The organism is Pseudomonas sp. JQ170C (assembly GCF_035581345.1).
In the GTDB taxonomy this organism is placed as follows: domain Bacteria; phylum Pseudomonadota; class Gammaproteobacteria; order Pseudomonadales; family Pseudomonadaceae; genus Aquipseudomonas.
The window spans coordinates 3861083-3883353 of record NZ_CP141608.1 but is presented as its reverse complement, the minus strand read 5'-3'; the positions used below and the strand labels follow the sequence as shown (position 1 = coordinate 3883353).

General features: G+C 64.3%; 23 protein-coding genes and 2 pseudogenes. 12 read left to right on the top strand and 13 right to left on the bottom strand.

The genetic code is table 11. The features are described 5' to 3' along the window. Positions 1 to 18: 18 nt before the first annotated feature. From U9R80_RS27365 to U9R80_RS17565, 4 genes and pseudogenes are all read right to left on the bottom strand, one after another. Positions 19 to 534 (bottom strand): annotated as a pseudogene (locus U9R80_RS27365) (methyl-accepting chemotaxis protein); the annotation flags it as partial. 390 nt (positions 535 to 924) lie between these two features. Beyond that, a pseudogene (locus U9R80_RS27360) lies at positions 925 to 1887 on the bottom strand (PDC sensor domain-containing protein); the annotation flags it as partial. A gap of 331 nt (positions 1888 to 2218) precedes the next feature. Next, positions 2219 to 3571 carry an APC family permease gene (locus U9R80_RS17570; RefSeq protein WP_301841898.1) on the bottom strand — a complete coding sequence of 451 codons (1353 nt, stop codon included), beginning with the start codon at positions 3569 to 3571 and terminating at the stop codon, positions 2219 to 2221. A 327-nt stretch (positions 3572 to 3898) separates the two neighbouring features. Further along, positions 3899 to 4834, bottom strand: coding sequence for a LysR family transcriptional regulator (locus tag U9R80_RS17565; RefSeq protein ID WP_301841897.1), 936 nt, complete (start codon positions 4832 to 4834; stop codon positions 3899 to 3901). 169 nt (positions 4835 to 5003) lie between these two features. Here U9R80_RS17565 and U9R80_RS17560 point away from each other — a divergent pair, with 169 nt between their 5' ends. The 5 genes from U9R80_RS17560 (at position 5004) to U9R80_RS17540 (ending at position 9872) form a co-directional block, all read left to right on the top strand. After that, the gene (locus U9R80_RS17560; protein ID WP_301841896.1) at positions 5004 to 6308 is read left to right on the top strand and encodes an MFS transporter; all 1305 of its coding nucleotides are present in this window, start codon (positions 5004 to 5006) and stop codon (positions 6306 to 6308) included. A 28-nt stretch (positions 6309 to 6336) separates the two neighbouring features. Further along, positions 6337 to 7566, top strand: coding sequence for a Zn-dependent hydrolase (locus U9R80_RS17555; protein WP_301841895.1), 1230 nt, complete (start codon positions 6337 to 6339; stop codon positions 7564 to 7566). 10 nt (positions 7567 to 7576) lie between these two features. Then, positions 7577 to 8614: a histone deacetylase family protein gene (locus U9R80_RS17550; RefSeq protein ID WP_301841894.1), complete on the top strand. Its 1038-nt coding sequence runs from the start codon at positions 7577 to 7579 to the stop codon at positions 8612 to 8614. Between the two features lie 75 nt (positions 8615 to 8689). After that, positions 8690 to 9445 carry an SDR family oxidoreductase gene (locus tag U9R80_RS17545; RefSeq protein ID WP_301841893.1) on the top strand — a complete coding sequence of 252 codons (756 nt, stop codon included), beginning with the start codon at positions 8690 to 8692 and terminating at the stop codon, positions 9443 to 9445. A 22-nt stretch (positions 9446 to 9467) separates the two neighbouring features. After that, positions 9468 to 9872, top strand: coding sequence for a cupin domain-containing protein (locus tag U9R80_RS17540; protein WP_301841892.1), 405 nt, complete (start codon positions 9468 to 9470; stop codon positions 9870 to 9872). Positions 9873 to 10301: 429 nt separating this feature from the next. On the opposite strand, the gene U9R80_RS17535 is transcribed toward U9R80_RS17540, so the two are convergent. Both U9R80_RS17535 and U9R80_RS17530 read right to left on the bottom strand, forming a co-directional pair. Continuing rightward, positions 10302 to 11597: an ATP-binding protein gene (locus tag U9R80_RS17535; protein ID WP_301842108.1), complete on the bottom strand. Its 1296-nt coding sequence runs from the start codon at positions 11595 to 11597 to the stop codon at positions 10302 to 10304. Positions 11598 to 11605: 8 nt separating this feature from the next. Beyond that, positions 11606 to 12346 (bottom strand): response regulator, encoded by a 741-nt coding sequence (locus tag U9R80_RS17530; RefSeq protein WP_301841891.1) that lies wholly within the window; start codon positions 12344 to 12346, stop codon positions 11606 to 11608. Between the two features lie 224 nt (positions 12347 to 12570). Here U9R80_RS17530 and U9R80_RS17525 point away from each other — a divergent pair, with 224 nt between their 5' ends. Together U9R80_RS17525 and U9R80_RS17520 are read left to right on the top strand one after the other, a co-directional pair. Then, positions 12571 to 12837, top strand: coding sequence for a DUF2790 domain-containing protein (locus U9R80_RS17525; protein ID WP_301841889.1), 267 nt, complete (start codon positions 12571 to 12573; stop codon positions 12835 to 12837). Between the two features lie 23 nt (positions 12838 to 12860). Beyond that, complete coding sequence (locus U9R80_RS17520; protein ID WP_301841888.1) at positions 12861 to 13421, top strand: thioredoxin family protein; 561 nt, start codon at positions 12861 to 12863, stop codon at positions 13419 to 13421. A gap of 42 nt (positions 13422 to 13463) precedes the next feature. Here U9R80_RS17520 and U9R80_RS17515 read toward each other — a convergent pair whose 3' ends face one another. The 4 genes from U9R80_RS17515 to U9R80_RS17500 all read right to left on the bottom strand — a co-directional run bounded on the left by U9R80_RS17515 (position 13464) and on the right by U9R80_RS17500 (position 16951). Then, positions 13464 to 14012: a cupin domain-containing protein gene (locus tag U9R80_RS17515; protein ID WP_028941688.1), complete on the bottom strand. Its 549-nt coding sequence runs from the start codon at positions 14010 to 14012 to the stop codon at positions 13464 to 13466. Positions 14013 to 14068: 56 nt separating this feature from the next. After that, entirely contained in the window at positions 14069 to 15289 is a 1221-nt protein-coding gene (locus U9R80_RS17510) for an MFS transporter (protein ID WP_301841887.1), read from the bottom strand. A gap of 76 nt (positions 15290 to 15365) precedes the next feature. Continuing rightward, on the bottom strand, positions 15366 to 15908 hold the full coding sequence (locus U9R80_RS17505; protein WP_301841886.1) for a cytochrome b: 543 nt from the start codon (positions 15906 to 15908) through the stop codon (positions 15366 to 15368). Next, the gene (locus tag U9R80_RS17500) at positions 15905 to 16951 is read right to left on the bottom strand and encodes a catalase family peroxidase (RefSeq protein WP_301841885.1); all 1047 of its coding nucleotides are present in this window, start codon (positions 16949 to 16951) and stop codon (positions 15905 to 15907) included. Before U9R80_RS17500 ends, U9R80_RS17505 begins: the two co-directional genes overlap by 4 nt. Positions 16952 to 17096: 145 nt before the next feature. Between U9R80_RS17500 and U9R80_RS17495 the strand changes: the two genes are divergently transcribed. The 4 genes from U9R80_RS17495 (at position 17097) to U9R80_RS17480 (ending at position 19600) form a co-directional block, all read left to right on the top strand. Next, complete coding sequence (locus tag U9R80_RS17495; RefSeq protein ID WP_301841884.1) at positions 17097 to 17606, top strand: sigma-70 family RNA polymerase sigma factor; 510 nt, start codon at positions 17097 to 17099, stop codon at positions 17604 to 17606. Beyond that, positions 17603 to 18355 (top strand): anti-sigma factor family protein, encoded by a 753-nt coding sequence (locus U9R80_RS17490; protein WP_301841882.1) that lies wholly within the window; start codon positions 17603 to 17605, stop codon positions 18353 to 18355. The genes U9R80_RS17495 and U9R80_RS17490 overlap by 4 nt, the downstream gene beginning before the upstream one ends. A gap of 66 nt (positions 18356 to 18421) precedes the next feature. Continuing rightward, positions 18422 to 18757, top strand: coding sequence for a DUF2790 domain-containing protein (locus U9R80_RS17485; RefSeq protein WP_301841881.1), 336 nt, complete (start codon positions 18422 to 18424; stop codon positions 18755 to 18757). Positions 18758 to 18847: 90 nt separating this feature from the next. Next, positions 18848 to 19600: a FecR domain-containing protein gene (locus tag U9R80_RS17480; protein WP_301841880.1), complete on the top strand. Its 753-nt coding sequence runs from the start codon at positions 18848 to 18850 to the stop codon at positions 19598 to 19600. Positions 19601 to 19629: 29 nt separating this feature from the next. Here U9R80_RS17480 and U9R80_RS17475 read toward each other — a convergent pair whose 3' ends face one another. From U9R80_RS17475 to U9R80_RS17465, 3 genes are all read right to left on the bottom strand, one after another. Continuing rightward, complete coding sequence (locus U9R80_RS17475; RefSeq protein WP_301841879.1) at positions 19630 to 19962, bottom strand: YegP family protein; 333 nt, start codon at positions 19960 to 19962, stop codon at positions 19630 to 19632. A gap of 395 nt (positions 19963 to 20357) precedes the next feature. After that, positions 20358 to 20744, bottom strand: a complete 387-nt coding sequence (locus U9R80_RS17470) for a GFA family protein (RefSeq protein ID WP_301841878.1) — start codon at positions 20742 to 20744, stop codon at positions 20358 to 20360. 50 nt (positions 20745 to 20794) lie between these two features. Continuing rightward, the gene (locus U9R80_RS17465; RefSeq protein ID WP_301841877.1) at positions 20795 to 21124 is read right to left on the bottom strand and encodes a hypothetical protein; all 330 of its coding nucleotides are present in this window, start codon (positions 21122 to 21124) and stop codon (positions 20795 to 20797) included. 161 nt (positions 21125 to 21285) lie between these two features. On the opposite strand from U9R80_RS17465, the gene U9R80_RS17460 reads away from it, so the two are divergent. Continuing rightward, positions 21286 to 22239, top strand: coding sequence for a TAXI family TRAP transporter solute-binding subunit (locus U9R80_RS17460; RefSeq protein WP_301841876.1), 954 nt, complete (start codon positions 21286 to 21288; stop codon positions 22237 to 22239). Positions 22240 to 22271 lie beyond the last annotated feature (32 nt).

Below are 22271 nucleotides of genomic sequence, written 5' to 3'. Positions count from 1 at the left end.
GGCCCCACCCGCGCCGGTTTACACCTTGAACGTCGCCATCAACCCTTGCTGATGATTGGCCAGGCGGTTCAACGCCTGGCTGATCTGCGCCGATTCTTCGGCCTGCCCGGAGAGCGATTCGGTCACGTCTCGAATACTCGCCACATTGCGGTTCACCTCTTCAGCCACCGCGCTCTGTTCTTCAGCTGCCGAAGCAATCTGCAGGTTCATGTCGGTGATCACCGTCACCGCTTCACCAATGCGCTGCAACGCCGGCAGCGCCTGTTCGGCCTGGCTCACGCTGCTCTGGGCCTGACGATGGCTGCTGTGCATCGAGCCCACCACCTCGCGCGTGCCTTGCTGCAAGCCTTCGATCACCACGCGGATCTCATCCACCGAGTCCTGGGTGCGCTTGGCCAGGTTGCGTACTTCATCGGCCACCACGGCAAAGCCCCGGCCCGCATCACCGGCGCGGGCCGCTTCGATGGCGGCGTTCAGGGCCAGCAGATTGGTCTGCTCGGCAATGGAGCGGATCACCTCAAGCACCGAGCCGATCTGCTCGCTGCGGCTGGCCAGTTGCTGGACTTCCTCCATGCCGGCGTTCATCTCGCAGGCCAATTGTTCGATGGCGTGGGTGGTGGTGCGAATCAGCGCCAACCCTTCACGGGTCGCCTGGTCGGCACCGCGTGCCGCCTCTGCCGCCTGGGCGGCGTTGCGGGCAACGTCCTGGGCGGTGGCGCTCATTTCCTGCGAGGCCGTGGCTACCTGGTCCACTTCGCGAAATTGCTGCTGCATGCCGGCGCTGGTCTGGCTGGCAATGGCCGCCGACTGGTCAGCGGTGCCGCGTGCATCCTGTACCGAGGCTTTGACGTCGGCGATCACCGGTTGCAGCTTGTCGAGAAAGCGGTTGAACCAGCCGGTCAGTTCGCCCAACTCATCCTTGCCGCTGTAGTCCAGGCGGCGGGTCAGATCGCCTTCGCCGCTGGCGATGTCCTTGAGCATCGCCGCCACCTTGAGGATCGGCCGGGTCACGCCGCGGGCGGTCATCCAGATCACCAGCAACCCGAGCACGGCGGCGCCCAGGGCCATGAGCAGGCTGGTCAGGTTGGCGCGGGTGTTGTGGGCGTCCAGGCGCGCATTGAGTTCAATGGCCGGGGCCTGCAGTACCGCCTCGGGCACCTCCAGCAACACGCTCCATGGCTGCGCACCGGGCACCGGCACGAACGATTGACTGACCTGCAGCATGCCGTTGTCGGTGAACTCGGCGGCTTTGCCGGCGCGCATCTGCGTGGTCAGTGCGCTGGCTTGCGGACCGAACACCGCTTCGACGTTCTTGCTCAGCTGGCCGCCGTCACGGCTGTGCCCGGCCAGCAGGCCGGCGGGGCTGACGATGCTGACCTGGCCGTTGCCGTCGAACAGTTCCTGGCGCCCCTCCAGGCTCAGTTGTTGCAGGTTGTCGAGGCTGATGTCCAGGCCCATCACGCCAATCACCTTGCCGTCCTGCTTGAGCGGGATGGCAATGCTGGTCATCAGCGGCGTACGGTCGCCGACGGTGTCGAAGTAGGGGTCGATTACGCAGGTGTTGCCCGTCTCCAGCGGGCAGGTCAACCAGCGGTTGTAGGCAACGCCGTTGGCGCCCAGTGTGGTGTCGGCGAGCATGTCTTCCGGCATCGCCTCATGCTCCAGCTGGCCGGGTTTGGGCTGCGACCAGTACAGGGAAAACCGGCCGGTTTCGTTGCTGCCCAGGTCGGCCTGATCGGTGAAGGCACTGTCCTTGCCATCGAGCGCATCGGGCAAGTACACCAGGTACAGGCCCAGCAGTTCAGGGTTGTCGCCCAGTGCCGTTTTCGCCTGCGCGGTCAGCACCTGGCGCAGGTTGTCGGTGCCTTGCGCCTTGAGCACGGTCATCAGGTGGGCGACGCCGTTGCCATACAGGTAGGCATCCTTGAAGTAGCGCTGAATCCGCGACGCCTGCAGCTGGGCATAGGTGTGCAGGCGCAGGCGGGCGTTCTGGTCGAGCATTTGCGTGTTGGCGCTGTTGACCAGCGCTGCACTGCGTCCGGCTTGAAACAGCGCCGCCGCCATCAACACCGCGACGATAGCCAGCAGGCACAAGCCTGCCAGCAAGGTGATCTTCCATTGAATCAGCAGGCGGCGCAGCAGCATGGGGACGTCCTTATTGTTGGCGGTATTGAACGCAAAAGCCCGTCGATATCGACGGGCTGTTTTCATGGGGACACTACTCGGCAATGAAACTCGGCGGCGCGACCTTGAAGGCTTTGGTCAGGTACGCCAGGTACAACACCCCGGTCGCGGCCCAGACCCCGCCGAACAACAGCGAGTGTTCATCAAGGTCCAGCCACAGGATGGCGATGATGCAAAAGCCGATGGTGGGTACGACCAGGTACTTGAACTTGTCGGCCAGGGTCTTGTTGTTGCCCTCGCGCCAGTAGCAGTGAACGATCACCGACAGGTTCACGAAGCTGAACGCCACCAGCGCACCGAAGTTGATCACCGAGGTGGCGGTCACCAGGTCGAAGAAAATCGCCGACAGCGAGATGAAGCCTACGATCACGATATTGATCGCCGGGGTTTTCCACTTGCCGTGCAGGCGACCGAAGTAGCGTTTGGGGATGACGTTGTCACGGCCCATCACATAGAGCAGGCGCGACACGCTGGCTTGGGAGGCCAGGCCCGAGGCCAGCGTGTTGATGAAGGTGCAGCAGATGAAGATCGACTGGAATAGCTTGCCGCCCACATACAGCGCGATTTCCGGCAGGGCGGCTTCGTGGTCCTGGAAGCGGTCCATGTTCGGGAAGTACGACTGGATGTAGAACGACACGATGATGAATACCAGGCCACCGATCAGCGCAATCAGGAAGATTGCCCGCGGGATGACCTTCTCGGCGTTCTCGGTTTCTTCCGACAGGGTCGTGACCGCGTCAAAACCCAGGAACGAGAAGCACAGGATGGTGGCGCCGGCCACCAGGGCATTGAGGTGGGTGTCTTCGCCGGCGAACGGCAGCAGGCTCCACGTCGTGCCCAGGCCTTCGCCGTTGTGCAGGCCGCGTACGGTGAGGTAGATGAACACACCGATGATGATGGCCTGGATCGCCACGAACAGGGTGTTGAAGCTGGCCACCAGGTTGATGCTGCGGATGTTGATCAGGCTCATGATCGTCACGAAGCCCACCACCCAGGCCCAGGCCGGCACCTCGGGGAACATCACCGAAAGGTACAGCTTGGCCAGCAAGGCGTTGACCATCGGCAGCAGCAGGTAGTCGAGCAGCGACGACCAGCCAACCAGAAAGCCCACATGCGGATTGATTGCCCGGCGGGTGTAGGTGTAGGCCGAGCCGGATTCGGGAAAGCGGCGAACCAGCACGCCGTAGCTCACGGCGGTGAAGAGGATGCCGAGCAGGGCCAGTACATAGGCGCTGGGCACATGCCCATCGGTAATGCCGGAGACGATGCCGAAGGTGTCGAACACGGTCATCGGGGCGATGTAGGCCAGGCCGATGATGACCACCTGCCAGAGCTTCAGGGTTTTTTTGAATTGGGCGTCGGGGGCTGCGGCGTTGTTACTGGACATGCTGGGCGCGCTCCTGGTTCTGAGGGGCGGGCTGGCGAGGTGTAACGCTGAGAACGGGTCCTTTGTTCTGCTTGCTGGGTGCGCGTGAAGAGACTGGCATCATGGATGGCACTGGCCCGTGTTTTGTTTGGAATTATTTTTCTGAAGGAGGTGATGCAGGAAGGAAAATAAGAAGGTGACAGGAGCGTGTCAATTAAATTCTGACAAATTGTTTCAAGGTTTTGTCGGCGTTTATCGACAAAAACGCTCTATTTCGCTGGTTTTGATCGAGGGTGGTGCTGGTTGTGCGTCTATTAAAATAGACGGGTAGGGCTCGGTTGCCGATATTTATCGGTCAATTGCGCTGCCACAAGGCCCGTTCGCACAGGCTTCGATAAACACCGACTCAGCCCGGCTCATGCGCTGCTCACGGTTCCACAGCAGGTGAATGTCGACGTCGGCAATCCCTTCCGTGGGCGGCAGTTGCCAGAGCAACCCGGCCTCGACATCGGCTGCCACCACATGGGCCGGCAAACAGCCGATGCCAAACCCGGCGATCACCAGGCGCCGCACTTCTTCAAGGCTCGGTGACGAGGCGACGATGCGCCCACTGAAGCCCTGCTGGTCACGAAAGATGGTCAAGGGCGAGAGCATCCCGCCAATCTGGTCGCTGGTAAAACTGACAAAGTTCTCTTTTTGCAGGTCGCCTTCGGCCACGTTTTCCTTGCCGAACAGCCCATGGTGCCTGCCACAGAAAAAGGCGTAGCGCTGGCGCAGGAACAAGCGCTGCTCCAGGCGAGGCTGCGGGCGACGGTTGAGGCTCAGGCCCAGGGTCGCGGTCTTTTCCTGCAGGGCGCTGATGATGTCGGAGCTGCGCATCACGTCGATTTCCAGGTCCACCCGGGGATGCTGGCGATGAAACGCGGCCAGGAAGTCATCGAAGGGCTCGGAAAAGATCCGGCTGATCATCAGCAGCCGCACCTTGCCGATCACCTCATCGGCCGGCTGTTCCAGCACACCGCTGACCTGGGACATCTGCCCATAGATTTCCCCGGCCAGGTGGAAGATCTGCTCGCCCACTTCGGTCAGGGCAAAGCGCGGGCCGCGCCGGGCGATCAGTTGGCGCCCGAGTTGTTCCTCCAGGCGCTTGAGCGCCTGGCTCACCGCAGGCTGGGTCAGGTGCAGACGGGCGGCGGCGCGGCTGATGCTCAGTTCCTGGCCGATCACCCGGAAGGTGCGCAGCAGGTTCCAGTCCAGGCGGTCGTTGAGCAGGCGGTCAGGCATGGCGGGCCCCGGTGGCGTGAATATAACGGTGGCTAATAGTGCGAATAATAAATAGAAAATTGACTAATCATAGTCCCGAGCCGAAAAATCGATCCTACAGAGGCGTCGACCAGAACGCCCAGCCGCACCGTTCTCTCCTGCCAGAAAAATAATCAAAGGAGCCTGACCCATGACGCCTTCCGCTTCGCCCCAGCCTCGCCGGGCCGCGGCTGCCGCTTTTATCGGCACCATGATCGAGTGGTACGACTTTTACATCTACGCCACCGCCGCCGCCCTGGTGTTCGGCGCCTTGTTCTTCCCCTCCGATGACAAACTGTTCAGCACCATGGCCGCCTTCGGCACCTTCGCCGTGGGCTTTTTCGCCCGGCCCCTGGGCGGGATCGTCTTCGGCCATATCGGTGACCGCATCGGGCGCAAGAAGTCGCTGGTGATTACCTTGCTGATGATGGGCGTCGTTACCGTGTGCATCGGCCTGCTGCCGACCTACGCGCAGATCGGCGCCGCCGCGCCGGTGCTGCTGATCCTGCTGCGCATCGTCCAGGGCATTGCCGTGGGCGGGGAGTGGGGTGGCGCGGTGTTGATGGCCGGGGAACATGCACCCAAGGGGCGGCGCAATTTCTTCGCCTCCTTCGCCCAGTTGGGCAGCCCGGCGGGCTTGATCCTGTCGCTGCTGGCCTTCAGCGCCGTCACCCGCCTGCCCGAAGAAGACTTGATGAGCTGGGGCTGGCGCCTGCCGTTCCTGGCCAGTGCGCTGTTGTTGCTGGTGGGGCTGGCGATTCGCCTGGGGGTCAATGAGTCGCCGGAGTTCCTCGCCAGTCGCGAACAGGCCAGCAAGGCCAAGCGCAAGGAGCAGGCGCCGGTCATGGAAGTGCTGCGTACTGCCTGGCGCCCTCTGCTGCTGTGCATCGGCGCCAACACCTTGGGGATTGCCGGGGTGTACTTCACCAACACCTTCATGATCGCCTACAGCACCCAGCAGTTGGCCTTGCCACGCTCGTTGATCCTTGAGTGCCTGTTTGTGGTGGCGATCATTCAGTTCTGCATCCAGCCCATGGCCGCCTGGGTGGCGGAGAAAGTGGGTGCCACCCGGTTCCTGTGCCTGGTGTCGCTGCTGGCCATGGCCTCGCCCTATCCGATGTTCGTGCTGGTGAGTTCCGGCCAGGCGCCGTTGATCATCGTCGGCATTGCCCTGGCGGTGATCTGCATGGCGTCGTTCTATGCGGTGATTGCAGGCTACGTGAGTGGCATGTTCGACACCCATGTGCGCTACACCGCGATCTCCCTGGCCTACCAGGTGTGTGGCGCCATTGCGGGCGGCCTGACGCCGCTGGTGGGTACTTGGCTTGCCCACACATTCACCGGCCAATGGTGGCCGATGGCAGTGTTCTACAGCGTGATTGCGGCAATTTCGCTGCTCTGTGTACTGGCCCTTGCGCGCCGCCATGCCGCCGCCCACCGCCTGGAAATGGCCTGAAAATCCGATGAGTTCTGGAGTAGCTGCGATGTTGAAAAGCAACGGCGAACGCCTGTGGGCGAGCCTGATGGCCATGGCTGAAGTGGGCGCCACCGCCCGGGGCGGCAGTTGCCGCCTGGCCCTGAGCGAAGACGACAAGGCCGGGCGCGACCTCTTCGCCCACTGGTGCCGTGAAGCCGGCCTGACCCTGAGTGTCGACCCTATCGGTAACCTGTTCGCCCGTCGCCCGGGGCGCGATGCGCACGCCGCCCCGGTGATGATCGGCAGCCACCTCGACACCCAGCCTGAAGGCGGGCGCTTCGATGGTGTGTACGGTGTGCTGGCCGGCCTCGAGGTGGTACGGCGTCTCAATGACTTGAAGATCCAGACGCAAAAGCCGCTGGAGATTGCGGTATGGACCAACGAGGAGGGCGCGCGCTTCACCCCGGCCATGTTCGGCTCGGCGGTGTTCACCGGCAGCATGAAACTTGAAGACGCCCTGGCGGTGCGTGATGCCGACGGCATCAGTGTCGCTCAGGCCCTGGAGCAAACCGGCTTCGCCGGCAAACGCCCGTTGGGCGGTGCGGTGGATGCCTATTTCGAGGCGCATATCGAGCAAGGTCCGATCCTTGAAGACAACGCCAAGAGCATCGGCGTGGTCAGCGGCGGCCAAGCTATTCGCTGGCTCGATGTGCAGGTCCAAGGCATGGCTGCCCATGCCGGCACCACCCCCATGCCTCTGCGCAAGGATGCCCTTTATGGCGCCGCCCCCATGATCCAGGCGATCGAACAGCTGGCCAGCGACTTCGCCCCCGAAGGCCTGACCACCGTGGGCGAATTGAGCATCGCCAAATCGTCGCGCAACACCATTCCCGGCCTGCTGCAGTTCACCGTCGACCTGCGGCACCACCACGACAGCGCCATCGAAGAGATGGAGCGGCAGGTCGAAGCGCGCTTGCGGGCGATTGCCGCTCCGCGCGGCTTGAAGGTCAGCCTCAGCCGCCACTGGGTCAGCCCGGCCACGCCCTTCGATGCCGACTGCGTGGCCGCCGTGCAGGCGGCGGTGGATGGCTTGGGGTACACGCAGCAAACCATCGTCAGCGGTGCCGGTCATGATGCGATCCTGCTGTCGCGTTACTGCCCGACGGCCATGGTGTTCATCCCTTGCGTGGGCGGCCTGAGTCATAACGAGGCCGAAGACGTGTTGCCCGAAGACGTGCGCCAGGGCGCCGACGTACTGCTCAACGCCGTGCTGGCCCGTGCCGGCCGGGTCGACTAAGGAGAAGCTCATGCGTTGCTACTTTCACCCTGAACAGCTGCTGCATCACCCGCGCAGCTACTATTCCCGCGGCCAGATGCGTACCCCTCAGGAAGTGCCCGAACGCGCGCGTAACCTGCTGCAGGCGGCCAAGGGCCTGGGCTTCGAGATCGCCCAGCCGGCGGATGGCGGCCTGCAGCCGCTGCTGGCGGTGCACGGCGCGCCTTACCTGACGTTTCTTGAAGAGGCCCATCGGCGCTGGAAGGAAGTGCCCGAGGACTGGGGCGATGAAGTGATGTCGAACATCTTCGTGCGCGAACCCAACGCCCTGCGCGGCATCCTCGCCCAGGCGGCCCGGTATCTGGCCGACGGCAGTTGTCCGGTGGGCGAGCTGACCTGGCGCTCGGCCTACTGGTCAGCGCAAAGCGCGGTGGCCGGGGCGCGGGCACTGCTCGATGGCGAGCCGGCGGCCTATGCCCTGTGCCGGCCACCGGGTCATCACGCCCGGGCCGAAGCCGCCGGTGGTTTCTGCTACCTGAACAACGCCGCCATTGCCGCCCAGGTGCTGCGCGAGCGCTTCGAGCGGGTCGCGGTGCTCGACACCGACATGCACCACGGCCAGGGCATCCAGGAAATTTTCTATGAACGGGATGATGTCCTGTACGTCTCGGTGCATGGCGACCCCACCAACTTCTACCCCGGCGTGGCCGGCTTTGCCGATGAGTGCGGCAGCGGCGCCGGGGAGGGCTACAACCTGAACCTGCCGATGGCCCACGGTGCCAGCGAGGCGGATTTCCTCGAACAACTGGAGCAAGCCCTGGTCGCAGTGAAGCGCTTTGGCGCGCAGGTGCTGGTGCTGTCGCTGGGCTTCGACATCTTCGAGCTGGACCCGCAAAGCAAGGTCGCCGTCACCCGCGACGGCTTCGCCACCCTGGGCGAGCGGATTCGCAGCCTCGGCCTGCCGTGCCTGATCGTGCAGGAGGGCGGCTATCACCTGGAAAGCCTGGAGGACAACGCCCAGGCGTTTTTTGGCCAAAGTGCCCAGTGGCAACTGCCCGACAACCACTGATCCGCTCTCACGCTTGCGGTTGTACGACGGACTACGATGAAGGGTTGCTATCACCCAACCGTGGGAGGGTCGGCCATGAAAGTCGTCGTGATCGGGGGCACCGGTCTGATCGGTACCCAGCTGTGCAACAACTTGCGGGCGAAGGGCCACGTTGTGCTGGCCGCTTCCCCCAGAACCGGCGTCGACGCCCTCACCGGCGAAGGCCTGGGCCCGGCGTTGCAGGGCGCCGAGGTGGTGGTCGATGTCTCCAACTCGCCGTCGTTCGAGGATGCCGCGGCGCTGTCGTTCTTTGAAACCTGCGGGCGTAACCTGTTTGCCGCCGAGAAGGCCGCTGGCGTGGGCCATCACATTGCGTTGTCGGTGGTGGGTACCGAACGCATGCTCGACAGCGGTTACTTTCGCGCCAAGATGGCCCAGGAAGAACTGATCAAGCGCTCGGGGGTGCCGTACACCCTGCTGCGTGCCACGCAGTTTTACGAGTTCATGGCGGGCATTGCTTACTCCGGTGCAGAAGGCAACCAGGTGCGCTTGACCAACGCCGCCCTGCAGCCGGTGGCCTCGGCCGACGTAGCCCAGACCCTGGCCGACATCGCCGAGCAGGCCCCGGCCAACCGCACCCTGGAAGTCGCCGGTCCCGAGCGCTTGCCCTTGGTGGAGTTCGTGCGCACCTACCTGCAATACAACCAGGACCCTCGCGAAGTCATCGCCGACCCCCAGGCCACCTATTTCGGTGCCCCCATCGACGACCGCTCGCTGACGCCCGATGACGATGCGCGCCTTGGCGCCATTCACTTCCAGACCTGGCTGAAAACCACCCCCGTCCAACACTGATACACAGGACCAGGAGAGCGACATGCGCATCCAGTCTTTGTTCATGCTTGTACCCTTGACGGCCGCCATGGCCGTTCACGCCCAGCCCTCCAGTGCGCCACCTCCGAGCGTCAAACCGGTGATGACCCAGGCGCTGCCCGAGTACCCCGGCAAGGAAGTGTTGATCCTGGAGGTCGAGTACCCGCCAGGCGGCGCCGACCCTGTGCATCGCCACGATGCCCACGGGTTTGTCTATGTGCTGGAGGGGTCTGTGGTGATGGGCGTGAAGGGGGGCAAGGAAGTCACCCTCATGCCGGGGCAGAGCTTCCATGAAGGCCCGGCCGACATCCACACAGTGGGGCGCAATGCCAGCCAGAGCAAACCGGCGAAATTCGTGGTGTTCCTGCTCAAGGACGTGAACAAGGCGGCGGTGTTGCCAGCACAGTGATACACCCACGGCCAGGTAGGAGCGGGCTTGCCCCGCGAGAGGCCGGCACCGCCAGCAAAATGGCTGTGGTCTGAGCTATTGATCGCGGGGCAAGCCCTCTCCCACAGGCCCCGTAGCCGCTGGCGCCAGCCTGCGATCGGCCGCGAAGCGGTCGTGGTTCTATGTAGGAGCGGGCTTGCCCCGCGAGAGGCCGGTACAGCCTGCAAAACAGGTGTTGTCTAAACCATTGATCGCGGGGCAAGCCCGCTCCCACAGGCCCCGTAGCCGCTGGCGCCAGCCTGCGATCGGCCGCGAAGCGGTCGTGGTTCTATGTAGGAGCGGGCTTGCCCCGCGAGGCGCCGGTACAGCCCGCAAAACAGGTGTTGTCTGAACCATTGATCGCGGGGCAAGCCCGCTCCTACCGTCGTTCGTAGCCTCGTTCGCCGGCGGCTACGACGAAGGCAGGTCCACCTGCGCGCACAGACCGCCACCCGGTCGGTTGCTCAAGGTCAGGGTGCCGCCGATGGCCTGGGTCAATTGCTGGGCGATCGCCAGGCCCAGGCCGGTGCCGCCGGTGCTGCGGTTGCGCGAGCCTTCGACGCGGTAGAAGGGCTTGAGCACTTCATCCAGCTCATCGGCGGGAATACCGGGGCCGTTGTCCAGTACCCGGATCAGCGAGCTGTTATCGCTACCCGTCAGCACCTCCAGTTGCGCAGCACCTGCGAATTTCAGGGCATTGTCGATCAGGTTGGCCAGCACCCGGCGCAAGGCATGGGGACGGGTGTCGATCACCGCGCCGGTGGTTGCTCCCAAGGTGACGTGCTGGCCGCTGTCCTGGTAGTCGAGCACCAGGCTGTCGAGCAAGGCATCCAGGTTGACCCGACAGCGGGCTTCGGTGCTGCCGTCGATGCTGCGGGCATAGGCCACGCCCTCGCGTACCAGGTGCTCCATGGCTTCCAGGTCGCTCCACAGTTTGTCTTTCTCAAGGGAGGGGTCCATCACTTCGACCCGCAGCTTCATGCGCGTGATTGGGGTTTGCAGGTCGTGGGAAATCGCGGCCAGCAGTTGCATGCGCTCCTTGAGGTACGCGGCTATGCGCGCCTGCAATGAGTTGAACGCCACGGCTGCGTACTGCACCTCTCGCGGCCCGCGCTCTTCCAGGCGTGGGCCGGGCGCGTTGGGGTCGAGGCTGTCCACCGCCCTGGCCAGGCGGGTCAGCGGGCCGATGGCGGTCTTGACGGCAAGCCAGGTACACAACAGCAGCACCATCAGCTGAATCACCAGCACCACCGGCAACCAGGTCGACAGAGGCACCGTGGTCGGGGTGACATCGACGGTCAGCGGTTCACCGTCGGCCAGGCGCAGGTGAACCTGAAAGTGTGGGCGCGGGCCGGGTATGTTCTGGTAGTCGAGGGCGTAGTGACTGCCGATGGCTTTGTCGATGGACTGCGCGGCCATCGGCGCATCGTTCAACTCCAGCGGCTGGCCCGGTTCACCGCCATCAAGCAGATAGCGGTAGTTGCGCCGCTCCAGGCGCGGCAGCCAGGCTTCGCGTTCCGCCGCCGGCAGGCGCTCGAGGATGGCCACCGAGGTCGATACGTCGAGCTCCAGGTTGCCCAGCATCATCGAGCGTGCGCTGACATAGCGCTCGTAGAACTGGAAGCTGAACGACAGCCCGTAGGCCAGCACCAGCCCGGTGAAAAAGATCAGCGCCAGGCGCGAGGCCAGGGTGTGCGGCCAGCGCAGAGGCGCGCTCATGGCTGGGCCTCGACGTGTTGCACCGCCAGCGAGAACACGTAGCCCTCGCTGCGTACCGTCTTGATATAGGCCGGTTCGCGGGCGTCGTCCTGCAAGCGTTGGCGCAGGCGGCTGACCAGCAGGTCGATGGAGCGGTCGAACACGTCCGCCTCGCGGCCTTGGGTGAGGTTGAGTAATTGCTCACGGCTGAGCACCCGTTGCGGATGGTCGAGGAAAACCCGCAGCAACCGGTATTCGGCACCGCTCAGGGCCACCAGGGTGCCGTCGGCATCGAGCAAGTGGCGGGCAGTGGTGTCCAGGCGCCAATGACCGAAACCGATCAGCCGGCTGTTTTCGCTGATGCTCAGGTTCGGCGGGAGCATCCGCGTGCGACGCAGTACCGCGTTGATCCGCGCCAGCAGCTCGCGGGCCGAGAAGGGTTTGCTGAGGTAGTCGTCGGCGCCCATTTCCAGGCCGACGATACGGTCGGTTTCATCGCCGCGTGCGGTCAACATCAACACCGGCGTGGCTTTGTGCCGGCCGGCGCGCAGTTCGCGGCACAGCTGCAGGCCGTCTTCGCCGGGCATCATGATGTCGAGGACGATCAGGTCGACCACATTGGCTTCGAGGAAGGCACGCATTTGCCGGCCATCGGCGACGATGCTGGTGCGCAGGCCGTTTTTCTTCAGGTAATTGCCAACCAATTCCCTGATTTCGCGGTCGTCATCGACGACCAGTACGTGATCGACATGGTCCATGCCGGGCTCCTGTTCAAGCGTTCTGGCGCCAGTGTATCGAGCCCCGCGGCGCCTGCCTGCCGGGGTTTGTATTGCAGTGTATCCGCTATGGCCACAGATACCTGGTGAAGCAATCCAGGCATTTCCAGACACATCGGCGATACCTTGCGCGCCTCAAATAGGTCTCAACGGGGCGGGCACTTCCTCCCCGGCAAACGGTGAATCCTTCACCCGGGAGACTCGACATGACTTTCAAGAATTTGGTGCGCATCGGCCTGCTCGCCACCCTGGGCCTGGGTGCCCTCAGTGCCTTTGCCGATAGCAGCGTGCCGGTACAGCGCTACCATTACGGGCAGCAGTTGGATGTGCAGAAAGTCCTGGCGGTGCACGAAGACAGCACGCGTGGCTGTGGCGTGACGACCGCGCAGATGGACTACCTGGACTCCCATGGCCAGTCACGCAGCGTGCAGTACCAGACCTACGCCACCAATGGCTGCCACGAAGGCGGCTGAGCCTTCACAGGGAGTGACTCTCGATGCGATTGAAGACAACCCTGGGCATTGCCTTTGTGCTGGTCACTGCCCTGGCGGCGTTGGGCGGGCGTTTGTTCGCCGGCAGTTCGCAGCTGGACAGCCTGGGGCCGATGCCGCCCTTGAGCGGCGCGGTACAGTGGCTCAATTCATCGCCTCTGGACCGCGAAGCGCTCAAGGGCAAAGTGGTGCTGGTGGACTTCTGGACCTACGACTGCATCAACTGCCGCCGCAGCCTGCCGTACGTCAATGGCTGGGCCAAGCGCTACGCCGACCAGGGCCTGGTGGTGATCGGCGTGCATACGCCCGAGTACGACTATGAAAACGACATCGACAATGTGCGTGAGCAGGTGGCGAAGCTGGGCATCGAGTACCCGGTGGCCATCGACAACCGCTATGCGATCTGGAATGCCTTTTCCAACCAGTTCTGGCCGGCGCATTACTTTGTCGACAAGCAGGGCCAGGTGCGCTTTGTGCATTTCGGCGAAGGCGCGTACGAGCAGCAGGAGCAGGTCATCCAGCAATTGCTGGGCGCAGAGGCGGGCGCGCCCCGCGCGCCGATGTAACGGGCCAGCTCCCACAACGTCGGTGCAAGAGCCGCCTGTCTGTCAGAAGTTCGCCGGGGTGTTGGCGCTGATGATTTCGGCCTCGTCGGGGCCGATGTTCTTGAAGCTGTGGGGCAGGGTGGTGGGGAAGTAGTAGCCGTCACCGGAGTTGAGAATACTGACCTGGCCATCGACTCGCAGTTCGATGGTGCCACGGGTCACCAGGCCGCACTCTTCACCTTCGGCATGCACGATCGGCTCATCGCCGGAATCTGCACCGGGGGCGTAAAGTTCGCGCAGCATGCGCATCTGCCGGCCCTCGACGCTGGCCCCGACCAGCAGCAGGCGCAGGCCGCTGTTGCCAAGGTCAGGCTGTTCGGTGGAGCGGAAGACGAAACGTTCCTCGCGTGGCGGCTCGTCGAAGCTGAAGAACTCTGCCAGGGACATGGGAATGCCTTCGAGCAGTTTTTTCAGGGAGCTGACCGAAGGGCTGACGCGGTTCTGCTCGATCTGGGAAATCGTCGAGTTGGTCAACCCGCTGCGACGGGCCAGCTCCCGCTGGGAGAGTTTGTTGCGTTCACGCACCAGTTTGAGTCGTGTCCCCGTGTCCATAGCCGCCTTATAAGTTGAAATTTTGGGCGGAGCATTAAAGCACATTCCGTCAGGTATTAGCGGTCCGCTTGTACGGATGCCGGGCGCGGCTGCGGCCACAGGCCGATCAACAGCAGCATGGCGGCAACGATCAGGTACGGCAGGCGGGGATCCACGGCATAGATCAGGGTACCGGCCAGTGGCCCGACCACCACGCCCAGGCCTTGCGCAGCCCCGATGGAGCCGGCTGTGGCACCCTGCTCGGAGGCGTCCATGGCATTGGCCGCCAGGGCCGAAAACGCCGGGAACACCCAGCCCATGCCGCAGGCCGAAACAAAAAAGCACGCCGACAACAGGGTCGCGCTGGTGGCAAAGGCGGCGGTGGCAAAGCCCACGGCGCAGATGCTGGCGCCGACGGCGATCATCCGCAGGGGTGGCCACTGCAGCTTGCGCACCAGCAATTGCGCCACGATCAACCCCACGCCGACCATGGTCAGGGCAATGCCGGCCGTTTGCGCCGCTTCTGCCGGGCCCATCCCCAGGCGATCGAGGGCAAAGAAGCCGACGGTAATCTGCGCCACCGACACACTGACCATGGCCACGAAGGCCACCAGCAATGGTCGGCGCAGGCGCGGGTCGGTCAGGCGTACCGGGCGCGGGGGTTGCTTGAGGTGCAGTTCCTGGCGCTTGAGCTTGAGCAGCAACACCAGGAACGCCAGCATCGGCAGGATCGCCATGGCATAGAACGGCAGGCTCAGGCTGTGGCGGGCCAGCAGCGCCGCCAGGGCCGGGCCGATCACCAGGCCCACGGCGTTGGCCGCACCCAGCGTCGCCAGGGTCCGGGCGCGGTACTGCGGGGCAATGTTGTCGGCAATCAGCGCCGCGCCCGCCACCGGCAGGGCGGCATAGAACGCGCCGATCAGGCCGCGGCCGATCACCAGGCCGGCGAAGGCCAGCGCGGCACTGGGCAGCACCTGCAGGGCGGTGTCGATAAACAGGCACAAGGCCCAGTAGGCGACGGTGAAACCGGCCGTGCCGAGCAGCAGCACACGGCGTCGGCCCAGGCGGTCGCTGGCCTGGCCCCAGGGCCTGGCCAACAGCATCCAGATCACCCCCGCCACTGTGACCGCGGCCCCCGCCTGCCAGGTGGCCAGCCCCAACGTGCGCGCGATGGGTCCGATCAGTGCGACGAACGCCATCATCGCCATGGTGCAGGCCATGTTGGCGATCAACAGCGGGCGCAGGTCGAAGGTGGCCTGGGTGGTGTCGGGTTGGGCAGGGTCCTGTGCGGCGTTCATGGGCTATCCAAGGCAGTGAAGGCGGGCCGGGCATTGTGCCGCAAAAGGCCGGCCGACAATACCGGCCATGGCCAGGTCATTGATCGCGTCGCACCGGCCCGGGCCACATGCTGCGCATGACGCCGTCGCGTCGTATCAGGGCGTGGATCAAGGCCGCGCCCAGATGCACCAGCACCGTGGCGAACAGCACATAGGCCAGCCAGCCATGGGCCCGGCGCAACACGGCATACAGCTGCAGGTCATGCGGCACCAGGGCCGGCAGGTGCAGCGGCAGGGGGTAGCCACCGGCCGACAGCATGCCCCAACCGATCAGGGGCATGGCCAGCATCAGGGCGTACAACAGCAGGTGCGAGGCGCCGGCGGCCAGGCGTTGCAAGGGTGGCAGATCGCTGGGCAGCGGTGGGTGGGACAGGGTCAGGCGCATGGCAATGCGGACCACGACCAGCACCAGCAAGGCCAGGCCGATGGCTTTGTGCAGGCTGATCAGCACGGTGTGGCGGGGTGACAGGTCGACGACCATGCTCACCCCGACGAACAACATCGCCAGGATCAGCAGCGCCATCAGCCAGTGCAGCAGCCTTGCCAGGGGGTGAAACGCAGCGGGGGAGGAGGTGTTCATGGTTGGGTTTCCTGGTGGCCGGCTTCCCGACTGCGACGGTTGAACGACACGGCATAGGCGGCCGAGCGCGCCGCGAGGATCGGGTCGTCCGAGGGCTCGATGCCCGAGGGCAGGATCAGTGGGTCGAAGTTGAGGTCGCGGCAGGCGCCTTGCTCGGGGCCGTCCACCTGTTCGATCACCAGGGTGCCCGCATCGATGCTGCGGCGTTGGGCCGGCCACGGCTGCGACGGGTCATCGACCGCATCGCCAGGTTCGGCCAGGGTCAGGCGCAAGGTCCAGCGCAACGCGCCTTCGCTCAGGCGCTGGTGCAGGTCGTGCTGCAGATAATCGCGGTCGTCGATCGGGGTTTGCAGGGCTGCGAACGGCGTTTGCGGTATCAGGCTCCAGCGTACGAACTGACGCGTGCCGCCGCCGTTGACCAAGGCAAAGGCATTGATGCTGTTGTAGCTGGAGTTGGCGAAGCTGTCGGGTGCCTTGTAGTCCTTGGCCCATTGGCGAAAGGCCGCGCTTTCCGGGTGAGCGGCAAAGAATGCCTGGATCCGCGCCGGGTCCGGTTTGCCGGTGGCCGGGTCGGGCTTCATGGAGAGGATTTGCTGGTAGAAGGCTTCGGGTGTATTCACCGGCAGCACCGGCGGGGTGTTCATGCCGGTGCGCCACTGCTGGCCGTCATCACTGCTGAACTGCAGCGCCAGGCTGCGCACGGGCACGCTGGTGTCGGGGCTGTAGGGGTTGCTGCCGCCGATGGCGAAGCGCCCGATCACCGGCACCTTTGCCTGGCTGAACACCCGGGCGCGGGACAGCGGTTCGGCCAGGCCGCTGCTTTGGAAGTAGCCACTGACGCACAGGCCCTTGGCGTGGTTTTTTCGGTAGCCAGGGAAGTGGCCACCCTGGGCTTCAAAGGTGTCGATGATGTGTTGCGGGGTCAGGCGCTCGGCGCCGATCCAGCCGGCAGCGTAGGCAAAGGCTGCGCCGAGGGCCGCCAGCCCGACACCGATGGCTGCCAGGCGCAAGGCGCGAGGTGTACCGCGTAACGGTGTGTTCATGGGAACAATCCGGGTCAATGAATGAGCCGGTACGACGTTGGCGGCGGGTATTTATTCCAGAGCCCGGGAATAAATTGTGTGCTTGGGCGTCTTTGGTGGAATGCTATCGCGGGGCAAGCCCGCTCCTACAGGCCAAGGCCCGCTTATGAATGACCTGGATGACGATCAGTTACGCGAAATGCTTGAGAGGCTGCGCCGCTTCGCCCTGTGGCTGACCCGTGAAGCCAGCAGCGCCGACGACCTGGTCCAGGCCACGGTCGAGCGCGCCCTGACCCATCGTGGCCAGCAGCGCGAGGACGGTAGCCTGCGGGCCTGGCTGTTCTCGATCCTGTACCGGCAGTTCATCGACGGCAAGCGCCGGGAGCGCCGCCATGCCCGCTGGCTGGCCTGGTTCGGCCGTGGGGAGGAGGCGGGCAATGCCACCGAGGACATCGTCCTGGCCGAGTCGGGCCTCGCCGCTTTCGCACGCCTGCCCACCGAGCAGCGGGCCCTGTTGCTGTTGATCAGCGTCGAGGGCCTGAGCTACAAGGAGGCGGCCCAGGCGTTGCAGGTGCCCATCGGTACGGTGATGTCACGTTTGTCGCGGGCGCGCACGGCGTTGCGCGAACTGGCCGAGGGCAATACACCGCCCCCGGCGTTACGGAGGTTGAAATGAGTCCGTTGATCCCCTCTGAAGAAGAGCTGCATGCCTATGTCGACGAGCGCCTGGACAGCGAGCGCCGGCGCGCCGTGGAGCGTTACCTGGCGGCCAACCCCGAGCAGGCGGCCCGGGTCGAAGGCTGGCGCATCGATGCCCGGCACCTGCGCGCGGCCTCGTCCGGGCTTGCCGGGCGAGCACCCAACCCGCGCCTGGATCCTGCAGCGATCCGTCGTGAACTGCGGCGCAAGCGCCAGCGGCGTTGGGTCAATGCCGCTGTCTTGCTGGTGACCCTGGGTATTGGCGGCGTGGGCGGTTGGCAAGTGCGCGAGTCAAGCCTGCTGGCCAGCAACCCGCCCATGGCCGATGCCGTGCAGGCGCACCGCTTGTTCGCCGCTGCCAGCGCCCTGGACCTCAGCGCGCGCGATCCGGCGCGCCTGCAGGCGTGGCTGGGCGAGCACTTCAAGCATGTCGGCAACCTGCCGGACTTTTCCGTCTATGGCTTCACGCCCGTAGGCGCACGGCTGTTGAGCAACGAGCAAGGACCGGCCGCCTTGCTGGTGTTTGAAGATGCCCAGGGCCAGCGGGTCAGCCTGTTTCTGCGCTCACCCGGCGAGCGCTATGGGCGCATGCCCAGTGGCGAGCGCATCGACGGGCAACTGCAGGCGCGCTATTGGTCCCAGGGTGACTACAACTACGCCTTGATCAGTGCCGCCTCCGACAGCCGCGGCGCAACGCTGCGCAATGCGCTGGGTGTCGCCTTGTAGCCGGTCTGCCAATGCGGGCGTAAGCTCATGAGGCAAATCGTTCCACTACGTGCGAGGTAAGGCGAAATGAAGCGCAAGCAAGGTTTGGTGGTGGCCTCGGTGTTGCTGCTGGCCGGCCAAAGCGTGCTGGCCTCGGCACCAGAAGTGAAGGATGCGCGTCTGGTTGCCCATGAGCAGGCAGTGCAGGCCTATGCGGCAAGAACCGGCAAACCCGTCCCGGCTGTTCAGGACTACAGCTATGGCAAGCCCATTGCGGTAGCCCGCTTGATCGAACAGACCCCTCAGGCCCGCGGCTGCGAAGCGGCGCCGATGCTGATGACCTACGAAGACACGAGCGGGCAACTGGTGACGTTGCGTTATCGGTTGGAGGGGCAGTGCCCGCGGTTTCAATCCACGCGATGAGTGACGCTGCGCACCAACGCAGAAAGTGCTGGCTGATCAGGTGATGGCCAATTAGCATCTGCGGCTTTATTTGTGCCACAGGGGTTGGCCATGAACGTGCCAGCGAGCACACCGGCCAGCCGTCGCAGCGTGCTCAAGTGCGGGCTGGCCTTGGCCGTTGCGGTGCCGGGTAGCGGGTTGCTGGGCTGGCAATTGCCGTTGGCCGCATGGAGCGCCGATCTGCGCACGGCGGTTGGCGAGCGGCGCGGGGTGCGCCTGGCGGATGGCAGCGTGCTGCAATTGAACACCGCGACGGCGGTGAACCTGGACCTGGCGGGGCATTGCGTAAGGCTGATCGAGGGCGAGATCGCCCTGAGTGTCAGCCATGCGCGCCCCTTGCATGTCGACTTTGGGCCGGCGCGGGTGACGGTGGGCCAGGCCCAGGTCAGCGTGCGATGCGATGACAGGGTGTGCCGGCTGTCGGTGCTGTACGGCACGGTGCAGGTGCAGATCAAGCAGGGGACGGCGCTGGCGCTGCACTACGGTGACCAGCTGACGGTGTATGCCGATGGCAGTGGCGCCATGGGGCGTCTTGACCCGCACGTACCGGATTGGCGTGACGGTGTGCTGAGTGTCATGGATTGGCCGCTGGGCGAGTTTCTGCGCGAAGTTTCACGCTATCGCCCGGGCGTACTGCGGTGGGAGCCGGCGCTGGAATCGCATAGGGTCAGTGGCACGTTCCAGCTGCATGACACCGACTCCATTCTTGCTTGCCTGGCCGCCAGCCTGCCGGTGACGGTTCAAGCCCGCAGCCGTTACTGGATCACCCTGGTATCGCGAGACAACCCCGCGCCTGTTCGGTAGGCGCGGGGTTGTCTGGTGAGGAGCCGTGCTCAGGTATTGTCTTTGACGGTCTTGCTGCTGCCATTGATCTTCACCGAGGCAATGCCCGCGTCGCGTGATTGCGCGGTGGCGTACAGCTGGCTGGTGCCGATGATCTGATGATTGGCCGCCTTGAGGTTGAAGTGGAACTTGCCGTTGCTGGCCTCCTTTTTTTCATAGCGCTCGTCAGTGCCGCTATTGGCCTGGACCGAGGCAATGCCGCTCTCGGCAGAGGCCTTGGCTTTGTACAACTCACTGGTGAGGATGACTTCGCCGTTCCCGGCCTTGAGAACAAAGCGGTACTGGCCGTCACTGCTGGTGCCCAACTCGAACCAACCTGCCATGGGAGCTCCTTGGAGTGTGTAAATCATTCAGGGGCTGCTTGCGTGCTTGCTTGCAGTGACGAGTCAGTATGGTGGGGTTTGTGGGGTTGTCCAACGCAGCGGTCATGTGCTGCTGGGTAGGAGCGGGCTTGCCCCGCGAGAGGCCGGTACAGCCAGCCGAACGGGTGTTGCATGAACCATTGATCGCGGGGCAAGCCCGCTCCTACCGGGCCGGCCGGCGGGAGCGGGCCACCTTTGGGCCTGACCCTGCCGGCCTCGTGCCTCGGCAGCGGCTACAGCGTGCAGGCCAGGCTTGGCACTGGGTAGGAGCGGGCTTGCCCCGCGAGAGGCCGGTACAGCCAGCAGAATGGGTGTTGTCTGAACCATTGATCGCGGGGCAAGCCCGCTCCTACCTGTCAGTGCGTTCCGTCCAGCAACCAGCAAACTTTCGACTCCACATGCACATGCCGCTGCCGGGCAGGTTCAAAGGGCGTATCCAGCGTGCCCAGGGCGATGCTGATCCAGTCTGGAAAAGCGCCTGCCGCATTGGCCCAGAACAGGTTCGCGCCACAGCACGCGCAGAAGCTGCGGCTGACCGTCGGTGAAGAATGGAATACGCGCACCAGCCCTTGCGGGTCCAGGCACGTCAGGCTGGCAGCGGGCACACTGCCGTAGGACGCAAAGGCCGCACCATGGCCCTTGCGGCACTGGCTGCAATGGCAATGGCTGACGGCCTTGATGGGGGAGTCGAGCTGGTAGGTCACCGCGCCGCACAAGCAGCTGCCGCGATAGAGCGCATTCATCAATCGAGCGTCCGTGAAAAGTCCGTCGAGGATGATACACGCACCGCGTATTACCGGCGTGCCACCGCGTGGTGAACGCACTGCTCGTAGTAGGTCTGCTTGATGGCCGCAGGCTTGAGGCGTGACTGGCTGTTGTAGGTCTGTTCGGTGATGCCCATGGCGGTCATGCGCATCCAGGGTTTGGGGAATTTGCGCACCTGCAGCTTTTTGCGCGCCGAGTACAGGGTCACCCCGGCAAGCTTCGATTGTTGCGCGCCGGCGGCTATGTCCGACCCCCAGCTACACACATAGCGATCGTTCTGACCCAGTGCCTTGGCGTGTGCGCCAACGGACAACGTGGCGAGAAAAACGGTTGCGAGGGTCAATCCATAAGCCCGCATGATGCCTACCTAAGCTATTGAAAGGAAAGCGAGTTTGCCAATGTGGCAGAGGGCAGGGGGCCACCAGTGAGGCGTTTTTTCCGACGTTTCTGAAGGAGTGTTCCGATACGGCTCACCATAATCCGGGGTTCAAAAAACAAAATCCTCGTGGAGTCAACCCTATGCGATCGAGCATGCGCCTGGGCCTTTTTGCGGCCGCAGCGGCCCTCACCGCCAGCAGTGCGGCATTCGCCGCTCCTACCTTCATCAACATTCTCACCGGCGGTACCAGCGGGGTGTATTACCCCATTGGTGTCGCCCTTTCGCAGGCCTACAGCACTGGTATCGAGGGCTCCCGGACGTCGGTACAGGCCACCAAGGCGTCGGTTGAAAATCTCAATCTGCTGGAGGCAGGCCGTGGTGAACTGGCCCTGGCCCTGGCCGACTCGGTGGCCGACGCCTGGAACGGCGAAGCAGAAGCGGGCTTCAAGAAACCACTGACCAAGCTGCGGGCGATTGCCAGTACCTACCCCAACTACATCCAGGTGGTTGCCAGTGAAGAGTCCGGCATCAAGACCCTGGAAGACCTCAAGGGCAAGCGCATTTCGGTCGGCGCGCCGAAATCGGGTACCGAGCTCAATGCCCGGGCGATTTTCAAGGCGGCCGGCCTTTCGTACGAAGACATGGGCAAGGTCGAGTACTTGCCTTACGCCGAGTCGGTCGAGTTGATCAAGAACCGCCAGCTCGATGCCACTCTGCAGTCGGCGGGCCTGGGTATGGCAGCGATCCGCGACCTGGCCTCGACCATGAAGATCCGCTTCGTCGCCATTCCTGAGGAGGTCGTCGCCAACATCGGCAACGCGGCCTACCAGGCGGGCACCATCCCGGCCGGCACCTACGACGGGCAGGACACTGACGTGCCGACGGCAGCGGTGGCCAACATCCTCGTCAGCCAGGAGAAGGTCTCCGAAGAGCTGGCGTATCAGATGACCAAGCTGATGTTCGACAACCTCAATCGCCTGTCCACGTCGCACTCGGTGGCCAAGGACATTTCGCTTGAGACGGCCACCCAGAACCTGCCTATCCCCCTGCACCCCGGCGCCGAGCGCTACTTCAAAGAACAAGGGGCACTGTAAGCCATCGCGTATTCGCCGGTCGGGCCTGGTAG

Coding starts and splice junctions, on each gene's coding strand:
- U9R80_RS17460 (WP_301841876.1), top strand. CDS start 21,286: ATGCGATCGAGCATGCGCCTGGGCCTTTTTGCGGCCGCAGCGGCCCTC.
- U9R80_RS17540 (WP_301841892.1), top strand. CDS start 9,468: ATGCGCATCCAGTCTTTGTTCATGCTTGTACCCTTGACGGCCGCCATG.
- U9R80_RS17530 (WP_301841891.1), bottom strand. CDS start 12,346: ATGGACCATGTCGATCACGTACTGGTCGTCGATGACGACCGCGAAATC.
- U9R80_RS17465 (WP_301841877.1), bottom strand. CDS start 21,124: ATGCGGGCTTATGGATTGACCCTCGCAACCGTTTTTCTCGCCACGTTG.
- U9R80_RS17480 (WP_301841880.1), top strand. CDS start 18,848: ATGAACGTGCCAGCGAGCACACCGGCCAGCCGTCGCAGCGTGCTCAAG.
- U9R80_RS17515 (WP_028941688.1), bottom strand. CDS start 14,012: ATGGACACGGGGACACGACTCAAACTGGTGCGTGAACGCAACAAACTC.
- U9R80_RS17500 (WP_301841885.1), bottom strand. CDS start 16,951: ATGAACACACCGTTACGCGGTACACCTCGCGCCTTGCGCCTGGCAGCC.
- U9R80_RS17555 (WP_301841895.1), top strand. CDS start 6,337: ATGTTGAAAAGCAACGGCGAACGCCTGTGGGCGAGCCTGATGGCCATG.
- U9R80_RS17545 (WP_301841893.1), top strand. CDS start 8,690: ATGAAAGTCGTCGTGATCGGGGGCACCGGTCTGATCGGTACCCAGCTG.
- U9R80_RS17550 (WP_301841894.1), top strand. CDS start 7,577: ATGCGTTGCTACTTTCACCCTGAACAGCTGCTGCATCACCCGCGCAGC.
- U9R80_RS17565 (WP_301841897.1), bottom strand. CDS start 4,834: ATGCCTGACCGCCTGCTCAACGACCGCCTGGACTGGAACCTGCTGCGC.
- U9R80_RS17495 (WP_301841884.1), top strand. CDS start 17,097: ATGAATGACCTGGATGACGATCAGTTACGCGAAATGCTTGAGAGGCTG.
- U9R80_RS17470 (WP_301841878.1), bottom strand. CDS start 20,744: ATGAATGCGCTCTATCGCGGCAGCTGCTTGTGCGGCGCGGTGACCTAC.
- U9R80_RS17505 (WP_301841886.1), bottom strand. CDS start 15,908: ATGAACACCTCCTCCCCCGCTGCGTTTCACCCCCTGGCAAGGCTGCTG.
- U9R80_RS17570 (WP_301841898.1), bottom strand. CDS start 3,571: ATGTCCAGTAACAACGCCGCAGCCCCCGACGCCCAATTCAAAAAAACC.
- U9R80_RS17485 (WP_301841881.1), top strand. CDS start 18,422: ATGAAGCGCAAGCAAGGTTTGGTGGTGGCCTCGGTGTTGCTGCTGGCC.
- U9R80_RS17490 (WP_301841882.1), top strand. CDS start 17,603: ATGAGTCCGTTGATCCCCTCTGAAGAAGAGCTGCATGCCTATGTCGAC.
- U9R80_RS17510 (WP_301841887.1), bottom strand. CDS start 15,289: ATGAACGCCGCACAGGACCCTGCCCAACCCGACACCACCCAGGCCACC.
- U9R80_RS17525 (WP_301841889.1), top strand. CDS start 12,571: ATGACTTTCAAGAATTTGGTGCGCATCGGCCTGCTCGCCACCCTGGGC.
- U9R80_RS17520 (WP_301841888.1), top strand. CDS start 12,861: ATGCGATTGAAGACAACCCTGGGCATTGCCTTTGTGCTGGTCACTGCC.
- U9R80_RS17475 (WP_301841879.1), bottom strand. CDS start 19,962: ATGGCAGGTTGGTTCGAGTTGGGCACCAGCAGTGACGGCCAGTACCGC.
- U9R80_RS17560 (WP_301841896.1), top strand. CDS start 5,004: ATGACGCCTTCCGCTTCGCCCCAGCCTCGCCGGGCCGCGGCTGCCGCT.